Annotated in this window: 22 protein-coding genes; 7 read left to right on the top strand and 15 right to left on the bottom strand. The window is 48.6% G+C overall.

Annotated features, from left to right (window positions below):
* Positions 1-4: 4 nt before the first annotated feature.
* Entirely contained in the window at positions 5-910 is a 906-nt protein-coding gene (locus OIR97_RS02095; protein ID WP_169544060.1) for a hydrogen peroxide-inducible genes activator, read from the top strand.
* Between the two features lie 82 nt (positions 911-992).
* On the opposite strand, the gene OIR97_RS02100 is transcribed toward OIR97_RS02095, so the two are convergent.
* The 10 genes from OIR97_RS02100 to OIR97_RS02145 form a co-directional block, all read right to left on the bottom strand.
* A complete protein-coding gene (locus tag OIR97_RS02100; RefSeq protein WP_169544061.1) occupies positions 993-2,474 on the bottom strand; it encodes an adenylate/guanylate cyclase domain-containing protein in 1,482 nt (493 codons plus the stop codon).
* A gap of 237 nt (positions 2,475-2,711) precedes the next feature.
* On the bottom strand, positions 2,712-3,812 hold the full coding sequence (locus tag OIR97_RS02105) for an NAD(P)/FAD-dependent oxidoreductase (protein WP_169544062.1): 1,101 nt from the start codon (positions 3,810-3,812) through the stop codon (positions 2,712-2,714).
* Complete coding sequence (locus OIR97_RS02110; protein WP_169544063.1) at positions 3,809-4,831, bottom strand: histone deacetylase family protein; 1,023 nt, start codon at positions 4,829-4,831, stop codon at positions 3,809-3,811. Before OIR97_RS02110 ends, OIR97_RS02105 begins: the two co-directional genes overlap by 4 nt.
* The gene (locus tag OIR97_RS02115; RefSeq protein WP_169544064.1) at positions 4,828-5,304 is read right to left on the bottom strand and encodes a GNAT family N-acetyltransferase; all 477 of its coding nucleotides are present in this window, start codon (positions 5,302-5,304) and stop codon (positions 4,828-4,830) included. The genes OIR97_RS02110 and OIR97_RS02115 overlap by 4 nt, the downstream gene beginning before the upstream one ends.
* Positions 5,304-6,230, bottom strand: coding sequence for a BKACE family enzyme (locus tag OIR97_RS02120; RefSeq protein ID WP_169544065.1), 927 nt, complete (start codon positions 6,228-6,230; stop codon positions 5,304-5,306). The genes OIR97_RS02115 and OIR97_RS02120 overlap by 1 nt, the downstream gene beginning before the upstream one ends.
* Positions 6,231-6,242: 12 nt before the next feature.
* Positions 6,243-7,586 (bottom strand): aminotransferase family protein, encoded by a 1,344-nt coding sequence (locus OIR97_RS02125; protein WP_169544066.1) that lies wholly within the window; start codon positions 7,584-7,586, stop codon positions 6,243-6,245.
* The gene (locus OIR97_RS02130) at positions 7,586-8,668 is read right to left on the bottom strand and encodes an ABC transporter ATP-binding protein (RefSeq protein ID WP_169544067.1); all 1,083 of its coding nucleotides are present in this window, start codon (positions 8,666-8,668) and stop codon (positions 7,586-7,588) included. The genes OIR97_RS02125 and OIR97_RS02130 overlap by 1 nt, the downstream gene beginning before the upstream one ends.
* A 63-nt stretch (positions 8,669-8,731) precedes the next feature.
* Complete coding sequence (locus OIR97_RS02135; RefSeq protein ID WP_169544068.1) at positions 8,732-9,871, bottom strand: extracellular solute-binding protein; 1,140 nt, start codon at positions 9,869-9,871, stop codon at positions 8,732-8,734.
* A gap of 40 nt (positions 9,872-9,911) precedes the next feature.
* A complete protein-coding gene (locus OIR97_RS02140) occupies positions 9,912-10,697 on the bottom strand; it encodes an ABC transporter permease (RefSeq protein WP_169544069.1) in 786 nt (261 codons plus the stop codon).
* The gene (locus OIR97_RS02145; RefSeq protein ID WP_169544070.1) at positions 10,697-11,563 is read right to left on the bottom strand and encodes an ABC transporter permease; all 867 of its coding nucleotides are present in this window, start codon (positions 11,561-11,563) and stop codon (positions 10,697-10,699) included. Before OIR97_RS02145 ends, OIR97_RS02140 begins: the two co-directional genes overlap by 1 nt.
* Before the next feature lie 91 nt (positions 11,564-11,654).
* Between OIR97_RS02145 and OIR97_RS02150 the strand changes: the two genes are divergently transcribed.
* The 3 genes from OIR97_RS02150 to OIR97_RS02160 all read left to right on the top strand — a co-directional run bounded on the left by OIR97_RS02150 (position 11,655) and on the right by OIR97_RS02160 (position 14,770).
* Positions 11,655-12,620 carry a LysR family transcriptional regulator gene (locus OIR97_RS02150; RefSeq protein ID WP_169544071.1) on the top strand — a complete coding sequence of 322 codons (966 nt, stop codon included), beginning with the start codon at positions 11,655-11,657 and terminating at the stop codon, positions 12,618-12,620.
* Between the two features lie 526 nt (positions 12,621-13,146).
* Complete coding sequence (locus OIR97_RS02155; protein WP_181017850.1) at positions 13,147-14,517, top strand: DEAD/DEAH box helicase; 1,371 nt, start codon at positions 13,147-13,149, stop codon at positions 14,515-14,517.
* Positions 14,518-14,560: 43 nt separating this feature from the next.
* Positions 14,561-14,770: a cold-shock protein gene (locus tag OIR97_RS02160; protein WP_169544072.1), complete on the top strand. Its 210-nt coding sequence runs from the start codon at positions 14,561-14,563 to the stop codon at positions 14,768-14,770.
* Positions 14,771-14,946: 176 nt separating this feature from the next.
* On the opposite strand, the gene OIR97_RS02165 is transcribed toward OIR97_RS02160, so the two are convergent.
* Complete coding sequence (locus OIR97_RS02165; RefSeq protein ID WP_169544073.1) at positions 14,947-16,242, bottom strand: MFS transporter; 1,296 nt, start codon at positions 16,240-16,242, stop codon at positions 14,947-14,949.
* 285 nt (positions 16,243-16,527) lie between these two features.
* On the opposite strand from OIR97_RS02165, the gene OIR97_RS02170 reads away from it, so the two are divergent.
* From OIR97_RS02170 to OIR97_RS02180, 3 genes are all read left to right on the top strand, one after another.
* Positions 16,528-18,570: a methyl-accepting chemotaxis protein gene (locus OIR97_RS02170; RefSeq protein WP_169544074.1), complete on the top strand. Its 2,043-nt coding sequence runs from the start codon at positions 16,528-16,530 to the stop codon at positions 18,568-18,570.
* 268 nt (positions 18,571-18,838) lie between these two features.
* A complete protein-coding gene (locus tag OIR97_RS02175; protein WP_169544075.1) occupies positions 18,839-19,348 on the top strand; it encodes a methanogen output domain 1-containing protein in 510 nt (169 codons plus the stop codon).
* Positions 19,349-19,357: 9 nt separating this feature from the next.
* A complete protein-coding gene (locus tag OIR97_RS02180) occupies positions 19,358-20,827 on the top strand; it encodes a PAS domain S-box protein (protein ID WP_169544076.1) in 1,470 nt (489 codons plus the stop codon).
* Positions 20,828-21,035: 208 nt separating this feature from the next.
* Here OIR97_RS02180 and OIR97_RS02185 read toward each other — a convergent pair whose 3' ends face one another.
* Genes OIR97_RS02185 through OIR97_RS02200 form a run of 4 tightly spaced genes read right to left on the bottom strand, consistent with a single transcriptional unit; the run spans position 21,036 to position 23,984 of the window.
* A complete protein-coding gene (locus tag OIR97_RS02185) occupies positions 21,036-21,986 on the bottom strand; it encodes a hypothetical protein (protein ID WP_169544077.1) in 951 nt (316 codons plus the stop codon).
* Positions 21,983-23,002 carry a vWA domain-containing protein gene (locus tag OIR97_RS02190; protein WP_169544078.1) on the bottom strand — a complete coding sequence of 340 codons (1,020 nt, stop codon included), beginning with the start codon at positions 23,000-23,002 and terminating at the stop codon, positions 21,983-21,985. Before OIR97_RS02190 ends, OIR97_RS02185 begins: the two co-directional genes overlap by 4 nt.
* A gap of 58 nt (positions 23,003-23,060) precedes the next feature.
* Complete coding sequence (locus tag OIR97_RS02195; protein ID WP_169544079.1) at positions 23,061-23,834, bottom strand: MotA/TolQ/ExbB proton channel family protein; 774 nt, start codon at positions 23,832-23,834, stop codon at positions 23,061-23,063.
* The gene (locus tag OIR97_RS02200) at positions 23,835-23,984 is read right to left on the bottom strand and encodes a hypothetical protein (protein WP_169544080.1); all 150 of its coding nucleotides are present in this window, start codon (positions 23,982-23,984) and stop codon (positions 23,835-23,837) included.
* Between the last annotated feature and the right edge of the window lie 3 nt (positions 23,985-23,987).

A 23,987-nucleotide genomic window follows, 5' to 3' on the forward strand; every position in this document is an offset into this window, starting at 1 on the left:
GAAGATGAAGATTTTACCAAGCCTGAAACAACTGGAATATCTGGTCGCTTTGGATGAGGAGAAGCATTTTGGGCGGGCGGCAGAATACTGCAACGTAACGCCGTCAACGGTCAGTGCGGGTATTCGGGATTTAGAGAACCTGCTTGGGTCCGTCCTTGCAGAACGGACAAATCGATCGGTGATGATGACCCCCTTTGGTCAGGAAATTGCTGAAAAGGCACGATCTCTACTGAGGTCTGGTGAAGAAATAATGGAACTTGCCAGCACCCGTAAACGGGAGCCGCTAACGGGCGCGTTGCATATGGGGGTTATTCCAACCATCGGGCCTTTCTTTTTGCCGAGTGTCCTGCCTGATCTGTGGCAAAAACACCCCGAACTACAACTGTTTTTAAGAGAGGAGCAAACCGAACCACTGCTTGATAAGTTGAGGCGGGGGGTTATTGATGTTGCTGTGATTGCCTTGCCGTACAGCCTTGAGGAACTGGATGTTCAAATTCTCTTTGACGATTTTTTTCAGTTTGCTTGTTCTGAAGCGCATCCGTTTGCACAATTGACATCAATGTCACCAGACAAGCTTGAGCGTGAACCGCTTTTATTGCTTGAGGAAGGGCATTGTTTAAGAGGGCATTTGCTTGAGGTCTGTAAGTTGGAGAAACATAAAAATCATACAGAGTTTGCAGCAACCAGTGTGTTTACACTTGTTCAAATGGTTGCCGCCAATATAGGGGTTACCCTGTTACCTGAACTTGCAACCGAAAGTTCGCTGGTGCGTGATGCCCGGATATCACTGGTTCCTCTGGAACAACCATCCGCCCGACAAATTGGGTTGGTCTGGCGAAAATCTACCCATCGCCGGGAAGAGTTCGAGCAATTGGGCAGGGCGTTGGTTCCGCGCTTTGGCCAAATATGAATTTAGGCCCGTCGATTGAAGGTTGGCCGACAACCTAACCCGTGACTATCCATTGAAACGAGAGGAAATCAAACCGGTAGTTTCAGGTCTGGTTGAGTTGATCAAGGGCTTCTTGGAGGGTCTTCCTGACTTCGGTTTTATCGATCAAGTTTCTGTCAATTGTAATGGTTGCGCCGGTCGATTGATGATGAAACAGGTGATCGGTACTATTCACGACGTCAGGGCCTTCGATTACTTTAAAGGTCCGGTAGGGTTTGCGAAATCCTTTCATGACAAGAGGTTCTTGTTCTTCGGCGTAAATCCAGTCTTTCACCAGGGAGTGGGTTTCATTGCCGATCAAGATGCCGCCTGCCTGCGCACGGGTTTCCAACCGGGCAGCCATATTCACGGTGTTTCCAATGATCGTGTAATCCATTCTTTCTTCACTGCCGAAATTTCCGACCGTACAGTATCCTGTGTTAATTCCCACTCTGGTTTGGATCGACTGATCGATCAGTCCTCGATCTTTCCAATCTTGCTGGATAACTGTCAGGCGTTTCTGCATGGCCATCGCCATTTTGACACAGGCTGTCGCGTCGTTTTTTACGCCGTTACTCTTGGGATCTCCAAAGTAAATAACGACGGCATCACCAATGAATTTATCAAGCGTACCACCGTGATCGAGCGTGACGACTGACATTTCCGTGAGATATTCATTGAGTAACGTTGTCAGTTCTTCAGGCTCCAGCTGATCTGTAATTTCTGTGAAATTTACGATATCGGAAAAGAAGACGGTCAATTTTTTTCGTTTTGACTTGATCTCGATTTCTTGTTCGCCGCTAAAAATTGATTGGTAAAGCTGCGGGGACATATACTTTCCAAGCCCTTTTGAAATTGTCTCCAAGACGCGTATATGCTCCGCTTCCACCGCGACCCGCTCAAGGGTTAAGTGTACAGCTTCGGTGGTGTCCTGCCAATTCTGCCAAGCAGACTGTCCAAGGCCAAAAAAACCGTTGAAGGTATAAAAGGCCAGAAGGCCGGGTTCTAGAACGTCATGGAAATAAGCACTGATAACAGTGGCTGTTAAAAAGGGAAGAATATACAAAGCTGCCGATATCGGCATGCTGGGCCGAAGAGCGACCGCGCCATAGCACATAAAGAACATGGAGATGAGAACCGCGATATTATGGACCTGGCTCAGATGTGGTATGACCAGAACGACGCCTGCGGCCCAAAAAATCCCAAGAATAAAGGACATGAAATAGATAGTTCGAATACGTCTCAGGCTTACGTGAGCGGGGCGGGGACGACCACGCAGGTTATAGAAACCTCTGATTATGAATAAAACCATCAGTCCAATGAGGGCAAATGGATAAATGGCGTAACTATCGATAATTGCAGAGGGGTCCATATAGGTGATTATGGAGACACCCAACAGATTGCCAATAATCAATACGGGCATACTTCGTTGGGTCTGTACGGATTGTACGATACGGATCTCATTCTCAATTGAGGCTTTGTCTTGCCGTAGAATTGATCGTTTAATGGCATCCTCAGAGTCTTTTAACGCCATTGAAGCGTCCATTGCGGCCCCCATTTCCCAAGTCAAATGTCGTTGATGCGCGAGCTGTGATCTTTACGGCTGCTCAGAAGAATTAAGGGTATAGTATCAGGTTTCTCTTTTCAGAAGCTAATTTATAAATCTCGAATAAATGGACAGATCGGCGCCTATATCGAAGGGGTGCCCTCGCCGGTTTAGGCACTGATTTACAACATTCAATGGCAGTGCAAACCCGCCGGGTGTCACCGATGCAAACTGTCTTTAAGTAAACCTGCTCGGGTCTAAAGATTGCACTATATGCGCTGGTAGGGATGATTGTTGCCCGGTTAAGAGGTTCGCTGTCAGTTTTGATAACGCCGGTGCAGTTTGAATGCCGTAGCCACCCTGTCCGGCTAACCAGAAAAAGCCTTGCGCGTCCGGGGCAAATCCGACGACAGGCGTTCTGTCCGCAGCAAAGGTGCGAAGACCGGCCCAGCTGTGTTCAAGCCGGTTGACCGGAAGCGTGGTTGCTTCTTCAAACCGATAAAGGCCTTCTGCCAGAACCATATCTTCGGGCCACGCGTCATGCGGTGTCACCGGGTCTTCATCCGCAGGGGATACCATCAAAAGGCCAGCTTCCGGCTTGGCGTAGAAGGTTTCAGATGCTGAGACAAACAAGGGCCAGTCATCAAAACCCTCGATGTCCGGCCGTGGCAGGATTGCCGCGGATCGGCGCAATGGCGTTAGGCCGACGGGCGCAACCTTTGCCAGCATGGCAACCTCGTCCGCCCAGGCACCCGCGGCATTGACTACAGTTTTTGCCTGATATTCCTGTCCGCCTGCAGATATCTGCCAGACGGAGTCCTGGAAGCGAATTTCTTCGACCAGTGCATTGGTTATGATCCGGCCACCTTTGGTTTTCAGCAAGCGGGCATAACCTTGGAGAAGTCGGTCAACATCAATGTCCTGCGCTGATTTTTCATAGGCTGCCTTGACAATCAAGTCGGTTTTCAGCACCGGGACCAGCGCACCAGCTTCTGCGGGGGTTAAAACTTCCATCCCCTCCGCTCCGGCAAGATAGTTTTCCAGCTCAGGAAGATCGGTTTCCTGTGCAAACATCAATTGCCCCCGACGCGATAAAAGACCGGTGTCCGAGATGCCTTCGGGATTAACAAAAAAATCTTCTGCAACCGTGTTCAACGCCCTTAAGGTAGCGTTTCCGTAATTGCGAATGAAGATCGCCGCTGTCCGGCCGGAGGCATGGTATCCAATATTTTGTTCCGCCTCCAGAACGATAACATCGGCATCCTTGGAGAGTTCGGCTGCGGCACTCAATCCGGCCATGCCGCCGCCAATGACAATAATATCCGCAATACAGGTCATTTATTCTCGAAGCCTGTCAGGAAATTTTTGATGTTATGCCCTAGATCGTCAGACAGATAGCCGCCTTCCTGAACCAGAAGCATAGGGACATCCAGTGCCGCGATGGCAGCACCCAGTCGAGCGAAACCCGGCGTTGTGATGGAGAGCCCCTGTAACGGGTCGTTTTCATGAGAGTCCAGACCAAGGGCAATTACTACAACATCCGCCCCAAAAGACCGGATGCGGTCAAGGGCCGATTGCAATGTTACAAGATAGTCATCGTCCCCGGTTCCTCGCGGCAGAGGAAGGTTCAGATTATACCCTTCGCCGATTCCTTCACCGCGCTCCTGCGTACCACCCCAGAAAAACGGATAGAAACGATCCGGGTCTGCGTGAAGCGAAACAGTCAGGACGTCATTTCGATCATAGAAGATGCCCTGTGTTCCATTTCCATGGTGAACATCAACGTCGAGAATAGCAGGGCGTAACCCTTTGGACCGAAAATATTCCGCGGCAATTGCCGAATTATTGAGAAAGCAAAAGCCCCCGGCAAGATCGGCAAAAGCGTGATGTCCGGGCGGGCGACACAGGGCATAGGCGGATTTTTCGCCGTCCAGAACAATATCCGCGCCAGACACGGCAGATTGGGCTGACCAATAGGCGGCCTCCCATGTGCCTTCCGCAATTGGGCAGGCGGTGTCGGCCTGATGAAACCCTGCCTGTCCAACCGCTGAACTGGGATAATTGGTATGACGATGGTTCGGATGTATGTTGGGAATAACCTCGTCAGACGCGCCGTCAATTCGCTTCCATCGTACATGGATATTTTTCAGAAATGTCAGATATTGGGGGGAGTGAACGGCCGCAATCGGGCCAATCCCATGATCTTCGGGTTCTAAAAAGGTGCAACCTGCTTCCATCGCGCCATCCTGAAGGATCTTGATCCGGGCTGGCTGTTCTGGATTGGGGAGAGTTTTACCATTGGCCATGAAATTCTGAGGATCGTGTTTCCATTGGCGTCCGTCAAATACAGCTTTCATTTTTTTCCTCTTATATTTTTGAAATCGCTGCTTGCCAACGATAGAAATTCTGCTGTTTCATCGGGTTTAAAACCCAATTTCAAATATGTCTGAAAGGCGTCTGGATTGGTGTGGTAAACCGCCAGTCGGATCAATTTCACGTCGAAACCCGCGTGATCTGCTGCAGCAGACATCAATTTGGGGCCAAGGCCCTGTCCTCGCTCTGCAGCGGAAACCCAAAGATCGGAAATGTAAATTCCGGCCCCCCCTTTGGTGGTTGAAATAAAGGGTGAATACATGACGGTACCGACAATTTCCCCGCGCTTTTCGGCAACAAGCGCGTTGGCCTGAACAGGGTCGTTGAATAACAGTTTGCCCAGCTCGGTGTCCGTAATGGCATGGGGGTCACCCATATGTTCGGATAATTGCTGTAGCGCGCTGTTCAGCTCGGTCAAATCGGCTTCAGTTGCTTTTCTTAGTACAATCTCGGTCATCAGAATTTTGTCTTTTCTTTTCCTTTTAGGGATAACAGGGTTCTGGCTTCTTCTGGCGTTGCAATTTCGCGTCCCAAATCCTCGACAATTTTTCGAATTTTCTGAACCTGTATTGCATTGGAGTGTGCGAGTTCGCCTTTTCCAATATACAGATTATCCTCCAGCCCAACACGAACATGTCCGCCCATTGCCGCCGCCATTGTCGCAAGTGGGATCTGATGACGTCCCGCTGCCAGAACAGAAAACTCGAAATCTGTGCCAAATAATTTGTCGGCAATGCGCTTCATATGAACAAGGTTTTCCGGGTCAGCTCCTATTCCGCCAAGGACACCAAACACGAATTGGATAAACAGCGGTTTTTCGACAAGACCCCGATCTACAAAATGACGCAACATATAAAGATGTCCCACATCATAGCATTCAAACTCGAACTTAGAACCGAGTTTCTGCCCCATTTGTTCCAACACAAATGCAATATCCCGGGGTGTGTTTTTAAAAACCAGATCATCGGAATTATCCAGAAACGGCTTTTCCCAGTTATGCTTCCAGTCCGTAATTCGCTCGGCCAGTGGATAAAGCGCAAAATTCATGGACCCCATATTCAAAGAGCACATTTCCGGCTCCACCAGTAGGGGGGCGGCCAGCCTGTCTTCCAGCGACATAAGGGCACTGCCCCCCGTAGATATGTTGATGATCGCGTCTGATGTGCGGTTAATATCGGGCAAAAAAGCCATAAAGTCCTCAGGTCGGGAGGAAGGCTGTCCACTTTTCGGATCGCGGGCATGCAGATGAATAATAGCCGCACCGGCATCTGCGGCCTCAATGGATTGCTGGGCAATCTGTTCGCCGGTTACCGGCAGATAGTCGGACATGGAAGGCGTGTGTATGGATCCTGTGATGGCACAGGAGATAATGATTTTGCGCATATTGGTTTCTCTTCAGTGGGCCTTGTTGACCGGCAATTTGTTCTGATCTGCAAACTGGTCGAGAGATTTGGTCAGCATTTCAAGAATTTCGCCGATCTGTTCTTTGGTGATGATCATCGGCGGACAAACAAGAAAATGATCACCAGCAAGACCGTTTCGGGTCCGTCTCGAATAAATAATCAATCCGTTGGCATAGGCGAAGTCAACCAGTTGCAGGTAAGCGTTCATTTCTTTGGGAAGGGGTGCCATGCTGTCGCGATCCTGAACCAGCTCGAACGCCAGCAGAAGCCCTTGTCCCCGCACATCCCCGATAAACGGGTAGCGGTCCATCAGATTTGTTAATTCCTGTTTCAGCAACCGGCCCATGGCCTCAGCATTTGCAGCCATGCCCTGTAAAGAAATTTCGTCGAGAACCGCCAGCCCGGCAGAGCAGGCAAGCGGGTTACCTGCATAGGTAAATCCGTGTAAAAATCCCCCGCTTTCGACGACTGAATTGACCAGACGGTCATCGGCTATCATGGCGCCAAGCGGTGAATATCCTGCGGCAAAGCCCTTTGAAAAGGTGATGATATCTGGCCGGGCAGGCCAATGATCCGCTGCAAAAAACTTACCTGTTCGTCCGCCGCCCGTCATGACCTCATCATAAATAAGCAGGATCCCATATTGGTCGCAAATCTGGCGAATGCGCTGCATGTATCCTCTGGGCGGAACAAGCGCTCCGGTAGACGCGCCGCCGATCGGTTCAACAATAAATGCAAGGACACTTTCGGGTCCCTCTTCAAGGATTTTGTCTTCCAGCATATTTGCGTAGTGAAGGCCGGTTTGTTCGTCATCGGGATTGCGTTTATCCAGATAAGCCGTGGGTGCCGGGATTTTTGGCATGGCTTGGTACATTGGCGAAAAAGGGGTGGTCAGGGGATCGTACCCGGTGAGCGCCAGAGCCCCCAAAGTACAGCCATGATAACTGGGCAATCGTGAAATTACTTTCCAGCGACTTTCCTGACCACTGACAACCGCATATTGGCGCGCCAGTTTTATTGCACTTTCAACGGCTTCAGATCCACCAGATACAAAAAATACTTTTTCCAGACCTTCGGGCGCATGTCCTGCCACCTTCGCCGCTAGTTGCTCTGATGGTTCTGTTTCGAAATGCAGGCGATACCCGAACGTGGATTTTTCCATTTGCTGGCGCATGGCAGCCAGCACGTTCGGATTAGAATGCCCAATATTGCAGACCATCGCCCCGGATGAGCCATCCAGATACCGCCGCCCATCGACATCCCACATATAAATACCACGGGCTTCGGCCAATGTCGGGCGCCGCGTTCCGGTCTGATAAAAAAGGTGACTGACCATTAGGTGTTTTCTCCGATAGCAATGCAATCCTCTGGCCGGAAACGAACGGAGACAGTCTGGCCCTCAGTGAGCGCACCGCCAATGCTCAGCATATTTAAAACCTGAAATTTGTGACCTTGTATATCGACGAAGTAACGGACGAGCTGTCCCTGATAATCAACGGCTTCGATGCGGCCTTGATGTTCAATCCGGCCGTCCGAAGGCGTGTTTTCTGCCAAAAGCTGGATCTTCTCTGCCCGAATGACAAGGGAGGCGCTTGCCTGGCCGTTGACTTTTTTCATTTGTTTTTCAGGCAGCGGAACAAACCCAACGGCTTGGGCAAACAAGCCGGATTGGCCGTCGCGTACTTGCGGTTCCGCTTCTAGAATATTAGAGGTACCCAGAAAATCAGCGACAAAGCAACTTGTCGGGTTGGTGTAGATTTCTTCTGGTGCCCCGACCTGTTCCACCCGGCCGTTTGACATGACGACCAGAATATCCGACATCGCAAGGGCTTCTGACTGATCATGGGTTACAAAGATGGTTGTAATGCCGATCTGTTCTTGAATGCGCTTCAACTCTACCCGCATGTCTTCTCGAAGGTTGGCATCAAGGGCAGAAAGGGGCTCATCCAATAACAGGACATCCGGTTCAATGACAATAGCGCGGGCCAGTGCAATTCTTTGCTGCTGTCCGCCTGAAAGCTGTTTTGGATAACTTTGGGCCAGATGGGGCAGTTGTACGAGTTCAAGGGCTTCTTGAACCCGTTTTTGTCGCTCCTGCTTTGAAACGTCGCGGTATTTCAAACCAAAGGCAACATTTTCCGCCACGGTCTTGTGGGGAAAAAGCGCATAGTTTTGAAAGACGACCCCCAGATTGCGTTTGTGAATGGGTGTGTCGTTTATCTGTCGATCGCCAACATAAATGTCGCCTTCCGATGGATCAAGAAGCCCGGCGACCATCCGTAACGTGGTGGTTTTGCCGCAGCCAGAGGGTCCTAAAAAGGTAACAAAGCTGCCTTCAGGAAATTCCAGCGACATGGGATGAACGGCAGTAAAATCACCGAATTTCTTGACAATATTATGAAGTTTAACAGCGCTCACGGAAATTTCCTCGCAGATAGTAGCGGTCTTCCGCCGCCGACCGGCGACGGAAGATTTTCAGACTTAGTAACCCTTTTGAATTCGGCCGAATTTCTTGGACCAGTCTTGTTCATTCCCATTCCAGTAATTGGGATCCGCAAATGTCAGGCCTTCAAGTGTGCCTTTTGGATCAAACGCTGGCAAAGTCGGTATCTTTTTACCCAGATCAACCTTGTTCGGATCCAGTGCCGGTGGATAGTTCTGGCTTTCAGCAACCGCAATGGATGTTTCCGGTGCCAGCATAAAGTTCAGCAGTTCTTCACAGGCTTCCATTGGGGAGCCTTTGATGACAAACAGACATTCCTGCCAACCGAAACCATTTGGCGGATCCATGTAGCCAATGTCATGGCCTTGTTCCTGCAGGGCATAGACCCGCCCGGACCAGGCTTCAGTTACATAAATTTCTTCTTCGGCAAGCAGGCTCATCAGTTCAGCACCTGACCCCCAGTATTTCAGGAGAAGATCACGATGTGTGCGCAAGGCTTCCCAGATGGCATCCATGTCTTTCGCATCGTTCGGGTTCTGTCCAGTTTGCAAAGAGGCATACCAGATTCTGGTGCGCCAGTCGCCCCAGCCACCGATCTTGCCTTTCAACCGTTTTTCCAGAAGGATATTCGCGCCTTTTTCCTTCATTTCGTCATCGGATACATATTTGCGGTTATAGGCCAGTCCGGTAGTTCCGTAGTCATAAGGAACGCAGGATAGTTTGCCATCAGTAATGCCGCGGAAAACGTCTGCCAGTTTTGGAATGACATATTTGAGGTTTGGAATGTTGGCTTCGTTCAATGTGCTGGTGAGACCAAGGCCATGGTAGCGGGCATAGTCAAAAACACCAGACAGGTGGGCAATGTTATATTCGCCGTTCTGGCTGGCTTTCACACGGGACAGATATTCGTCACCACTCCCAAAGGTGCCGTCCACAACATTGATGCCTGTTTTTTCCGTGTAAGGTGCAAAGGCGTGCTTGCGAAAAGCTTCGGACACGACGCCACCCCAGCCGTCAAACCGGACTTCTTTCGCGGCTGCCAAGGCAGATTTGGCAAAGGGCGTGTGCAGTCCGTATGCCAGTCCTGCGGCGCCGATCAGGCCCAGAAACTTGCGGCGGTCAAGATCGCCGTTTTTGTATCGTTCGATTAATCGTTCGTACCGTTTTGTATCGTCCATAATAGTATCCTCTCTGTTATTGGTCCGTCATCAAGTCGGTTTAGTTACTTTGCTTACCAGCCATCCGTCGGGCGATGGCGGCCCCGATCAAGGGAACCCCGACGGTGAAGAAAATCATGATTGAGCCAAGCGCATTGATTTCCGGCGATATGGAATTGCGGAGCATGGCAAAAATTTGCGTAGGGACAGTCTCAATGCCACCGGGCTTCCAGAACAGGGTGCCGGTTATGTCGTCAAAACTGATGGTAAAAGCGAAAAGCATTCCTGCGAATACCGCGGGGGCCAGCAAGGGAAGCGTGATTTGGAAAAAAGTCTGTATTGGTGTTGCTCCAAGACTCATTGCCGCTTCTTCAACATCCCGGCGAATACCGATCAAGCGGGCCTGCACAACCAGAACCACAAAAGGCAGCGTGAAGATGACATGTCCCATGAGCAGCATGAAAAAGCTCTTGTGGATCGACATAAAATTCAGAAACAGTAAAAGGGCAACGGCGAGCACCACTTCGGGCACAAGAATGGGGGCAATCAGCAGAGAACTGATGAAATTTCCGCCCGGCACTTTGTATCGAACGAGCGCCAGGCTGGCCAGAACGCCAAGTGTTGTTGAAATTATTGCGGTCAGTGCGCCTAATAGCAGCGACGTCTGGAATGCCCTGATGATGGCATCATTGCCTGCCAGTTCGACGAACCACCGAAAGGAGAAGCCGGTGATCGGGAAACTACCAAACTGATTTGCATTAAAACTAAGCAGAACGACAACTGCGACGGGCAGGAACATGAACACATAAACCAGCGCTGTCCAAAGCCGTATGAAATTCCATCCCATCAGCCAAGCCCTTTCATCAATTGACGCATTCCCAAAAAGCGGTTGTAAACCATGACGATGGCACCGAGCACAACGATCAGGACAAGAGAGAGAACCGATCCAAGTGGCCAGTCCAGTTGCGTGATGATCGCTTCAAATACAAGATTGGCAAACATGGCGTCTCTTGGTCCGCCCAGAATGACCGGCGTGATATAGGTTCCGGCGCCCAGCACGAAACAAAGCAGACCGCCTGCGGCCAATCCTGGCAGCGACAGTCGCAACGTTACTTCAAGAAAGGTTTGCCAGCGGGAGGCCCCAAGCGAACAGGCCGCGTCTTCCAGATTGGGGTCAATATCTTCAAGACTTACATAGATATTGAGGACCATGAAAGGGAGAAGAAAATGAACCAGACCCAGAATAACGGTGACTTCGTTATACAGCATCTGAATAGGCTCATCGATCAGACCGATACTGATCATAAGGGTGTTCAACGCACCGGAAACGCCAAGAATATTGATCCATGACATGGTACGGATAATATAGCTGATCCAGAAGGGCAGCATCAGTAGCAGCAAAAGCATAGCTTTGTTGCCATTGGAACGGGCGATGTAATAGGCCGCCGGGTATCCCATCAGGGCGCAACAGAATGTCGTGATCAGCGCAATGCGTAGCGTCTGTATCAGGATATCACGGTAAAATACATCGGTTAGAACTTCTATCCAGTTATCGAGAAAAAAGCCGACCTGATCTGAGCCCGTGGCCGTGCGAAGCCAAAACGAATAAACGATGATGAACATCAACGGCACAATCAGAAGCAGCAATATTGATGTCAGTGCTGGTGACAACAATATCCAAGGCTGCCGCGCCTCCCGTGTTTCAATAGACATAAGCCCCCCAAGAAATTACGTTGAAAGCTGCCAGATAGGGTTGTATAGATCAAATAGATATGCAGAATAATAACTATAGTTTGAGACTATAATGGCTTCTTCATCAAATCTATCTCCGGAAAAACTGGCCCGTGATCTGGACTGGAATTTGCTTAAAACCTTTCTGGTCATTGCAAAATCCAAAAGTATTACAGATGCGGCTAATCGATTGCGTTTGCGTCAACCATCGGTCTCGGCATCCCTCAAACGTTTGGAAGAACGGCTGGGCAAACAACTGGTTCTTCGGTCGCCGGGGTCCTTTCGACTAACAAAAGCAGGAAAGCTGCTTGAAAAGGAAATTATCGAAATTCAGGGTACGATCCTGCGTTTTGAAACCATTCTTCGCGATACTGAAGATGACATTCGCGGTCATGTACGCATTGCAATGGCCAGTCATGTGGAATGTCCCCTTTTCGATGACGCCCTCTCCAGATTTCATCAGCAACATCCGCACGCTACCCTGTCCATAGAGATTTCGGCAAGTCGGTATGCGATCGAAAATCTGGTCGCAAGGCGGGCGAGCATCGGGATCTGTTTGGTAAAGGACAGAAGTCCAAAGCTTCACTATAAGCGTCTGTTCCGGGAACATTTCGGGCTTTTTTGCGGTCCTTCTCATCCTTTGTTTGGGGTGAAAGATCTTCGCCCAACGGACTTGGCCGGTCAGTCCAGCGTCAGTTTTGTGACGGATCAGATGGGGGACGCCTTGAGGCTGGTGGCCCTGATGCGGGCTGAAGCCAATCTGGATGACCGAGTGGTCGGAACGTCGGCTAATCTGGAAGAAGTTCGGCGCATGATTATTGCAGGCCTGGGGATTGGCCCCCTGCCGATCCATGTGGCAAAGCGGGACGTGGAAAGCGGTGTTTTATGGCGATTGCCGCCATATACCTCTCCGCCGGCAATTGATGTATATGTGGTCCAAAATCCAAAAGCCCAGTTAAACCGCGCTGAAGTGGCGTTTTGTCAGATTCTGGAAAAACTGATCGATAGCACGCCCATTGAAGAGAGAATCTATCTCTGAAAGTAGACCAGGTTACCAAGTCGGTTGGCAAATTGACCCGATATTCAGGATCATGGTATGCGACGCGGGTTATATAGTGAAGGGCGGCGAAAATGAATGAGTTGGTTTCAACAGATATCAATTCATGTGGCTACTGATCGGTAAATATTCATTTTATTTCAATGGTTTATTATGAATGGTTGTTGTTAGGGGTGGGTCGATGATAAGGGTTGTGGCGGTTTGGTGCCGGCCATAAATACGAAAAACCCTCTGTATGGTGATCGTATTTGTCCGCCCCAAAAAGATTTGTCTTGCTATTCCAGCGGAACTATGACCAATTCTCTGCATCGCGCCGGGCGTAGTTGATCAAATTGTCAGCAACGGTGTGATATTCTAGCAATAAGTCGTATTGATATCGTTGCCTGAAAGATCCATTTTGGATCAGATTTAAAAAAGGCAGCTCTTCTACGCAAGCTTCCAGAACAAAACGGCCTCTGCTCAGCACGAAAAATGTGCATTGCAATTACAGGTCGGTGAAAGAGACTAGTTGATAAAGTTTACAGACCTCGCACTTGCCGAGTCTTTACTTCGAGCGATAGAAATCGAAGGTTATACCACTCCTACTCCTATCCAAGCCGATGTCATTCCTGCCATGCTTGCGGGTCATGATGTATTGGGTATAGCGCAGACAGGGACCGGAAAAACCGCTTCTTTTGTTTTACCTCTTCTTCAAAAAATTGTTGAAGATGGACAAAAGCCCGGAGCAAAAAAATGTCACACCTTGATTATGGCGCCTACTCGTGAATTGGCAGCCCAAATCGGTGAGAATATTCATAACTACGCAAAATTCCTGAACGTGTCCGTTGCGGTTGTCGTTGGCGGTGTTAAACCGAAAGCGCAAATCAAGGCGTTGGCGTCTGGTGTCGATATTGTTGTCGCTACACCGGGCCGGTTACTGGACCATATGAACGAAGGGGTTGTTGGGCTTGACCAAACTCGCTCGGTGGTTCTGGATGAAGCGGATCAGATGCTGGATCTGGGCTTTATGCCGACGATCCGAAAAATTATAAGCCGATTGCCGAAAAAACGGCAAACAGTGATGATGTCAGCAACAATGCCGCCGCCAATTCGGAAGCTGGCCGCTGATTTTCAGTCCAATCCTGTCGAAATTGCCGTTGCGGCGGTTTCTAAACCGATTGAACGGATTGCACAATCCGTCCGGCATGTTCCTGCAGCAAACAAACGTATCGTCCTGACCGAGATTCTGTCACAGGATAAAAGCGGACGGGCCATCGTCTTCACGCGGACAAAACGCGGTGCAGACAAGGTCAGTCGCCATCTGGAAGGGGCGGGTCTTACTGCTGCAGCTATTCACGGGAATAAAAGCCAGTCTCAACGGGAACGGGCGCTGGCCTCTTTTCGGGCAGGGCGCACATCAATTCTGGTTGCAACGGATATTGCCGCTCGTGGTATTGACGTGGATGACGTGTCTCTGGTGGTTAATTATGAATTGCCGAACGTTCCTGAATCATACGTCCATCGCATTGGCCGAACAGCGCGTGCAGGTCGGTCAGGCAACGCCATTTCGTTATGTGATGTAGCAGAACAGGGATGTCTGCGTGATATCGAAAAACTGATCGGGAACAGGCTCGAAAGTGCCAATGATCCCTTGCCAGCCAACGGAGCACCCTTTGCAGCTCCTGATGCTGGATCTGCAAAATTCTCTCGTCCCAAAAAGACGCATAATCGTCAAGGGCCGAAACGCGGGAACCGCAAGCCTAAAGGGGCTGATGGGAACGCTTTGAAAACAAAAGATCGCACGGCTGGTTCAACAGAGCCGCTTGCAGGCCTTAATCGTATGCTCGGAAATACCGGGTCGCGAAAACAGAATAAGCCGTCTCAAATCGGTAAAAGATAAGTAGATTTTAATACGTAACGATCAAATATAAGGAAAGATCAATATGGCTACAGGTACAGTTAAATGGTTCAACGGAACTAAAGGTTATGGTTTTATCGCTCCTAGCGACGGCAGCACAGACGTGTTTGTTCATATCAGTGCAGTAGAACGCGCTGGTCTGAGTGGCCTGAACGAAGGTGACTCAATCAACTACGACCTGGAAGTAGATCAGGCCCGCAATAAATCTTCAGCGATTAATTTGCAGGTAAAATAAGGTTTCTTAGGGTAATTTTCCCTAAACTATCTTATGAAAAAGTGCCAGTTCACGCGGTGAGCTGGCACTTTTTTTGTCCAAACGATCCTTGGTTCTTAAGATCCTCGGTTCTTAGATTGAATCACATGGCCTCAGCGTGCGCCATACCCATTCTTCTGTAAGGACAATCCACCGTTTCAGGATTGCGCTTCCATGAGAAAATACGCGCTGATCATCGACAGAAAGCACATCCCGCTAAAAATGCCCAGAACGGCAATTTCACCGAACGCGGCGGCCACGAAACTAAAACCACCCCCAGCCAGTAATAATGTGCCAATTATGGTATTGGAGAGCGCCGTATAAGGGGCTCGTCTGTTTTCATCAGCCATATCCACCAGATGGGTTGAACGTCCCAGACGCACGCCCTGATAGGAGATCATCAACGCATACAGGGTGACGGGCATAATCCATGCGGTTTCCAGTAGTCCTGTAAGCGCGAAGATCACCGTTGCCAGCAAGGCACAGCCAGCAAAGAGACCGGACAGCATCAAGACTTTCCGGCTGGAGCGATCTGCGAGGCGTCCCCAGATGTAGCCGCTTGAAAGTCCGGCAAGAGAAGAGGCGAGAAGCATCAGTCCCAAACCGGCATAATCGGTAACGCTGTTGATTGCCAGGGCAATCATGAACGGCGGCGCAAGGGCTGTGGCCATTAAAAGACCGCGTGTCAATATGAACAGAATAAGCTGGCGATCCTGCAATAGATACTCCAGATTTTCCCGGGCAATATCGATCGGCGAACTTTTGCTTTCGATGTCACTTTCTTCCTCGGTCAAGGTTGAAAAGAGGAGACTGGAACTGATCCAGCAAATACCAGCCAAAAACAGACCCAGCGTAATCAGAGACTGTTTGTCGAATATACCCGACGTGACCAGTAGCGCGTACAGGATGACAAATGCAGCGGCCATAGAGCTCGCCGCGCCCGTTGCAGTTCCTCGATTGGATCGATCCACTGTTTTGCCCAATACATCTTTATAGGAAACTGAGCAGATACTACGGGCGGCTGCCAGTAACGCCAATAAGCCAATAATGGCGACGCCCAATGAAAATCCTTCCAGCATCAAAACAGATAGGCCCAGTCCAACGGCACAGACACCTTGAATAACCGAGCCCAAGACCCACGCATATTTGCGTTTGGGGCGAGATTTAAGAAAACCCGCTATGAAAAGCTGTGGTAACAGGGCGCCCGCTTCGCGCACTGGAACCAGCATGCCGATGAAATATACTGGCGCACCCAGGGATGACAATATCCAACTTAAAATCAACTTGGGGTCGATTAATCCATCTGCTGTTTTCGTTAATGAAAGCGACATAATATGGATCGTAAAATTCTTGGGCTGATCGTTATATGAGTTTTCTGAAATATCTTTGTCAACCTGCCCGGTATCTTCAGAGGTTAATGCGTCAAACGCTCTTTGCGAAAGGGATCTGAACATATCTAAGGGCACCTGTTTGGTCGTCTCTCATACTTCTATAGTCTGACGATTAGCGTCTTGTACGCCAGAAGGTAAACTGTATAGAACGCTGTTTCGATAATAAAGGGATCTTATAATCCCCTGAACGGCACTCGCTGGGCTGCTTACCCGAATTGAAACATTAATTGGCTGCAAAAGAGATAAATTAAGGCAAAAGTAACGTATTCCTGTAATACCAATATATTCTAATGTAAATAGCACTAATTTCGGCCTTTGCGTTCGCCGGAACGCATCTTGGAGTGAAAAATGTCGTTTGGCAAAAAATTGATTTACCTCATAACCTTCCTTTTGACGGGAACAGTGCTGATTGCGGGAACTGTAAGCTATCTGCAAATCCATTCGCTGGTTTCAGACAGGCTGTACGAAAATGAATTTCCGGCCCATGTCCGTGCTATTCGGAATGATATTGAGAAGAAGCTGAGTGTATATCTGACCGCCTCACGTGGTATTGCGAGCAACACCTATGTTCAGGACTGGTTTGCTGCAGGGGAACCTGAAGAAGGAATCGACGATTGGGCAGAGTATGCCAGCAGTATTGTCGAGGATGTAAACGCCTTTAGTGCCACATTTGCGTCCAATGTTACGCGTAAATATTATGATCAAAATGGGTTTAACAAGGCCGGTTCGGACAATATGAAATATTGGTTCGATGGTTTTGTTTCCAGCGGGGCACCCTACGAAATGGTTCTTGATAGGAGTGAAAGCACCGGGAATGAATGGAAGCTTTTTACCAATATCCGCTTAGAGGTGGAGGGAAAGATTGCGTCCGTCGGTCTTGGTGTCGACGCAAAAGAGATCGCCCAATATATCGAAAGCTTTCAGGTTGGTGAAACCGGGCAGGTCTGGCTGACATCTGGCGAAGGAGTGTTCAAGCTTCATCGCGATAGCAGCTTGATCGGGAATACGAATATTTCTGATATTGAAGGTATGGAAGAAATAGCTGAAGAACTTCTGCTTGGTACAGATGGTCAGGTTAGAATATCCAATTACGACGGTGACAAAGGGGAAATGATTGTGGGTGTTGCCTGGATCCCAACGATCCAGTCTTTTGTTTTTGTGGAATTGCCTGCGGGCGAGGTTTTCGGTGAGATTACAAACTCTCTCCTTGTTACTCTGTTTATTGTCCTGATCATATTGGCTGGCGCTATTTATGCGGCCTTCCGGATTGCCCGGCAAATCTCTGATCCGATCAATGAAATCACGGAAGTGGTCGAACAGTTGTCCGGTGGGGATACTGAAATCGAAGTGCCTTCTCAGGACCGAACGGATGAAATCGGGGCCATTGCCAAGTCCATCGAAATTTTCAGGAACGGTATTATCGAGCAACGGGAAAAAGACAAGGAGCAACGCCTGGCAGAAAAGAAAGCCAATGATGAGCGGGCACAACTTGAAGAACAATCACGGATGGAGAAATTGCAAGCTGAGGAGAAAAACCGGGAAGACCAGCGCGCGCTTCTATCCAAAATGGCAGAAAATTTTGAGACGAGTATTGGCGGCGTTGTCAATTCGGTCACGACAGTTTCCAGCAAGCTGAACGTCAACGCAGAGACCATGGCCAATACGGCCCAAAATTCACTCAATCGGGCCAACGAGGTTTCGAGCGCGTCTGAGGTTGTCTCGCAGAATGTACAGACGGTCTCTGCTGCGACAGAAGAGCTGACCGCCTCCAGTAATGAGATAAGTCATCAGGTCAATCAGTCTACCAATATCGCCCGGGAAGCTGTTGCTCAGGCATCCCAGTCCAAGGAAAGCATAGATACTCTGGTTATGTCGGCACAAAAAATTGGTGAAGTCGTCAATATCATTACAGACATTGCGGAACAGACCAATCTACTGGCTCTTAATGCAACCATTGAGGCTGCGCGGGCCGGTGATGCAGGCAAAGGCTTTGCGGTTGTTGCGAGTGAGGTGAAAAACCTTGCGAACCAAACGGCCAAGGCGACCGAAGATATCGGCAATCAGATCGGTGGTATTCAAAGTTCCACAAAAGACGCTGCCTCACTGATCGAAAATGTTTCGACCACCATCAATCAAATCGAAGAGATTGCATCGTCAGTTGCCGCGGCAGTGGAGGAGCAAACTGCCGCGACGAAAGAAATTGCTCGGAATGTCGATCAGGCAGCGGAAGGAACGCAAAATGTTTTTTCCAGCATTGCGGGTGTTACAGAAGCCTCGAATGAGGTGCAGAATGTTTCCACGTCCGTTCTTACTGCCGTGCGAGAACTGGATGACTGTTCGACAAACCTGAAGTCAGAAGTTACCAAATTTCTAGAGCAGGTCAGAGCGTAGTACATTAAGGTATAGTCCGCGCTTTGGAGTCCTGTATTTCGTTGTAAGCAAGTCGATTTCTTCAGTTTGAAGAGACCGTTTAAGACGTGCGAAACCAGAAGATCGTCCTGTTTATTCGGGGTGTTCCTTCCAGGCGTTTATTCTACTCGGAATAAGAGAGAATTCTGGCGAAATCGGTACTCGTATGGCGATTGTTTTTGCGGCAAGTAAGAATTCATTAAGTATCCTGTGCTTTAGTTATAGGAGTGTATTTATAAGGGAATTATCTATGTCAAATTCAGTAGAAACGGCGTCAATACCCTTACAGCGGGAGAGTTTTCTTCTTGACTTACTGAGAGAACTGTCCGGAACACTTGAAGATGTTGTGGGAATTGATGAGGCCGAAGGGTATGTCAGTCTTGTCGGGCAGGCTATCGGTTCGAAAATTGATCGCGACTATAAAGACGCATTGAGTTTATCTAATCTGACAAGAGAGCAGGTTGGCGAAGTTTTACTGGACTTAAAGCGTCGCATACAAGGCGACTTTTATATCGTTGAAGAAACGCAGGACTATATTGTTTTTGGCAATCGTCAATGCCCTTTTGGAGATCGCGTCCTCGGTCGGCCGTCACTGTGTATGATGACATCAAATGTTTTTGGGCATATTGCGTCTGAGAATGTAAAATACGCTAAAGTTGAACTGAAAGAGACGATTGCCAGTGGCGCCGATCAATGCCGTGTTGTCCTTTATTTTACCCAGAATGGCGAAGATGGTCGTGAATATTTTAAACGGTCCTAGACATATTTTATGATAAGCGCATCGTTTGACCTGATAACACATTCCGATAAGATCCCCAGTCTTCTGCTCTCCGTCGAAGGAGATATTCTGGCGCTTAATCCGGCAGCAAAGAAGCGGTTCTGCTTGCAACAGAACCAAAATCTTGTGACGCTTTTTGGCAGCGGGTTCGAGCGGTTTTTAAGCTTTTGCTCGGGTAGCCGCGATAACCTGTTTTCTCGGCAAAAGTTGAAAGGCCCTGATGAAGTGATGCGGGAGTATCGTTGCGAAGGGGCTGCGATTGTCTTCGGCGATGAAAAAGCAATATTGCTTCGGTTTAAAAGCATAGAACGAAGCCTTGCAGGTTTCTCTCGTGTAAATCAGGAACATGGTGAGTTTAGAGATAAAGCCCTCTCTGAACAGAGACTGCAAACAGTTATTGATGCCGCACTTGATATTATCATCCTGTCCGATCAAACCGGCAAAATCATTCTGGTGAATAAAGCCATCAAGAAGATAATGGGCTACTCGACCGAAGAAGTTGTTGGTCAAAACGTAAAGATGCTGATGCCACTGGAATTTTCAGAAAAGGGAGATCCACAGACTTCCGTATATGATCATAGTAAGATTGAACAATCGGTTGGGGCGGTGCGAGAGGTTGTTGCCCGCCGAAAAGATGGCAGTCAGTATGTCGCAAATTTATCTGTCGGAACGTCCCGGTTTGTCAACGAGACCTATTACACCTGCATTATTCACGATCTGAGTGAGTATAAAAATATTGAGCTCAGACTCCAGCAATCCCAAAAGATGGAAGCGTTGGGGAAACTCTCGGGTGGGGTGGCCCATGATTTTAATAACCTTTTGTCAGTGATTATCGGGCGATTGGAATTTGCCCGTGAAAATATCAAGGAAGAAACGACAGATCGACATATTCGCGCTGCCTTGAGTGCGGCGGACAAGGGCGCGGGTCTTATCGATCAGCTGTTGTCATTCAGTCGCCAAAAACACCTCAATAATGAGGTTTTAAATCTGGGTACTGTTGTGCAGGAGGCGCTGGAGATGATCGGTCGCGGCCTTGGAGAGCATATTGATATCAGTTTGGAGATCCGCAACGGCGAGATAAATGCATTTGCGGACGCTGTTCAGTTGAATAACGCATTGATTAATCTGGCGACGAACGCCCGGGACGCCATGCCAGAAGCGGGAAAGTTGAGCATTTTGGTAGAACCCGTCGTGGTGGATGGTGATACAGAGGACGAAAGGGTGAAAAATGGCGGGCGATATGTTCGCATTGCTGTTACGGATTCTGGAAGCGGTATGTCTGAAGACGTCAAGAAACAGGCGGTTGAGCCTTTCTACACAACGAAAGAAGTGGGCGAAGGAACTGGATTGGGTCTGTCGATGGTGCATGGTTATGTCGAACAGTCCGGTGGTTTCATGAATATTGAAAGTACCATTGGTGAAGGGACAACTGTTAATCTGTATTTCAGGGGGGCAGACTAAAGGTTCGCTTATTCCGTTTGAAGGCATAATCCACAAGACGCTTAATGTACAAGAAAATGACTCCTTTAAAGAGTTGCCCTGCTCCTGAAGAACGCAAAGTTGGTTTCAATGCTTATAAAACGTGTATTTTTTGCAGGCAGTATGCAAGTTAATATGCTGTTTTTGATGATATTTTTTCCGTTGTTCGCTGTTATTTCCCCCATTAGTCTTATTTGCGTGAAAGGGCCAGAAAGGTGCCCCCATTCTGTTTTGTCACTTCTCGCATGAGAACTGAAAAACGACCTGTAATGCCCGCGGAAACAAAACCAACAGCGTGGATCTTGGCCAGCAGACCACCGGTTGCCTTGTTTCTGTTCAAGACGTTAAGCCGGTCGATCACGGCATCGAATGAACTGCCACTATATTCATCCCCTAAAATATAAATGGATAAAGAAATTTGCGGTTTGGCATAGGTTCTGAGGGCAACCTCCAGGCCTTCAACCGGGCTACTGTTTGAGTTGCTTCGCCAACTTTTGAACGTATTAAAAACATTGGCCCTGCGGTTGGCTGTATCGGGTATCCATTTCCCGCGGTAAGCAGAAATCAAGTGCAATCCGTTATCATTCATGATTTGAAAGCCTTTTACTTTCGGATGAATTTTAAGGATATTCTGCATTTCTTTTGTGACTTTGGGCCAAATACTTTGCATGCTGCCAGATGTGTCGACAATAAATAGAATGTAATCGCTATCAACCGGAATACCGCCAACCTCGTCATCCCGCTTTTTTGTATTGGTGGCAGGTTGAATGCTGGCCCGGTTTAAAGATTGGGCGACCAGTTCCATTCCTTGCAGATCCTCGTCTGCTTTTTGATCAGCCTCTTGAGCATCAGCTTGCCGGGCCGAGAGCTTTTTCAGTTCATTTTCAGCCGTTAGCGCTTTCTCTTGTTTTACGTTTCTTTCTTCTTGTAACTGGCTCAAATGGTCCAGATTGTCCGCGATCCGCTTTTCCATAAGGGTGAGTTGGGCGACAATATCTTGGGCTTCCTGGATCGAGGCTGAAGAAACATCTTCACCTGTTTTGGAAATCAGGATCAGCAGCACAACTGCGCCAAACCCGCAGGAGATAAGGTCCAGAAAGGAGAGGCTGAATATTTCCAAAGATCGATTGCGACGTTTCATGGCCATTCCTGCGCCGGGCTGATAAGCAAGCCACCTGATAAAAATGTCCAACTCCAATATGCGGGAGCGGCGCCAGGATCTCCCTCAAGCGGTAATAAAATAATATTCACCGGGAACGAGGACTGCAGCCCACTGGTTTTCACCGTATGTTGAAATAGTTTATACCGGCATTCACCGGAGATCGTGTTCGATTGCCCGAACAATGAAGTGCATTTGGAAAAGGGATTTAGGCTTTTATAGCGGGAGTTACCGGTCGTCGGAAGCCCATCTGTTACGATGTAATAGTTCGTTGGCATCGGCGTAAGTGATTTTGCCGCTTGCAATGCTGCTTCCAGATTTGTTGCACCGGTCGGAACCACTTCTGAAATCTGTTTAAAAACAGCCTTTACTGCGGTCGCATTTTGTCCCGAGAACCAGGTTGTAGGACCCAGTGGTACCGCTTTTTCATTAAAAGTAAGAAATACCGCTTGGGATCCGGCCGGAATTCGATTTGCCAGCCATTTTACAATACGTTGGGTTCTCACCCATTTAGGGGCTTTTTTCTTATCGAGCGTAGACCCGGCTTTTCGCCGAATGATATCCAACAGAAGTTCATCTGTCATGGAGGCGCTGCTGTCGATCAGAAAGACAATGCGGGGCCCTTCGACCTTTAATCCCATCAAGTAGGTTTCTTCGCCTTGATTGGTGTTCTGTACACTATCTTTTTTCTTAAGGGGCGGGGACTTTCGAATTTGTTCCTTCAGTGTTTCCAGCTGATTTTTCTTTTCATCGATCTTGCCCTGTGTTGCGGAAATAGCGGCGAGAAGGGCGTTATATTGACTTATTTGTTCTTCGGTTGCGATATCCAGCTTTTTGTTGCTCTCCAGTAACTTGGAAATGGCCGATGCAATCTCGGCATCCTCTTTTTGCATCTGTTCCAGTTGTTCTTGCAGGGGGTCAAGCTCAATGGGAGCGTCATCTGGCTGTAATTTTAGAAGGATAAGAACGAGAATAACCGCTCCTAAACCGCAGGACATGATGTCCAAAAACGAGAGGTTTGATCCTTCAGTATCGTGACGGCGTCTCAGAATGCACCTATTTCGTAATGCGTTTTATAAAAAAGTCATCGCAATAAGACTGTGTTTTGACGAGTTGCCCATCCTGCAGTCTTTGGAGGCTGTGTAAAAAGAGCATCATGAAAATACTGATGACCAACGCAACCAGTGTTGAATTGAAGGCGACGCCAAGACTGTCTGTCATTCCTGAAATATCGCCTGCCAGCGCTTCGTCTGCCTGAGACAAAGCGAGCCCGATACCCCGGACTGTTCCAATAAAACCGATAGAAGGAATAGCCCAGATAATATACCGAATGACGGTGTTTTCGGCCTCTTGACGCATGGCAAGTGCATCGACGCTCAAGGTGATTGCTTCGGATGTGCTGTGCACGTCATTTGTGATCAGATAACGTCTGATACTATTGATCAGGGTCTGGATGAGAGGCGTTTGAACAACTGTGTCGGACAGTTCCTCAATTTCGTGAAGTGTTTTCTTGAGGGCTTCTTTTGTATCCAGTGTTTCCGACGGATCAGCAGTGTTGCCCAGAAGGTCGACAGAATATAAGTGCCATTCATTTACAATCTGCCAGGATTTTCCAATTATCAGCAGAAATCCCCAAAGCATGAGGATGAAGCAGATTTCCTGTTCCGTGTCTTTGAGGATGACGGCCAGATCACGGGGGGCCGATATGCCGGCCTGTTTCGCAATTGCCAGTGCCTGATCTGCTTCGGGCCAAATGTAACTGACGTAAAGGATGTGAACGACGATACCGGAGAAAACCAGAGCAAGAAAAGTCGTGAATATATTTTTCATCTAGATGTCCACAGGAAATGAAACAGGTGTGTTGAGGTTCAGTCGCTTAGACGTACCCTGACTCGCCGCATATTGATAGACGAACACAATAACGAGCGTCATTAAAACGAGAAAAACAACCTGTTTGGTTTTGCGTGATCGGAGTGTCATTTT

The organism is Sneathiella aquimaris (assembly GCF_026409565.1).
GTDB lineage: Bacteria > Pseudomonadota > Alphaproteobacteria > Sneathiellales > Sneathiellaceae > Sneathiella > Sneathiella aquimaris.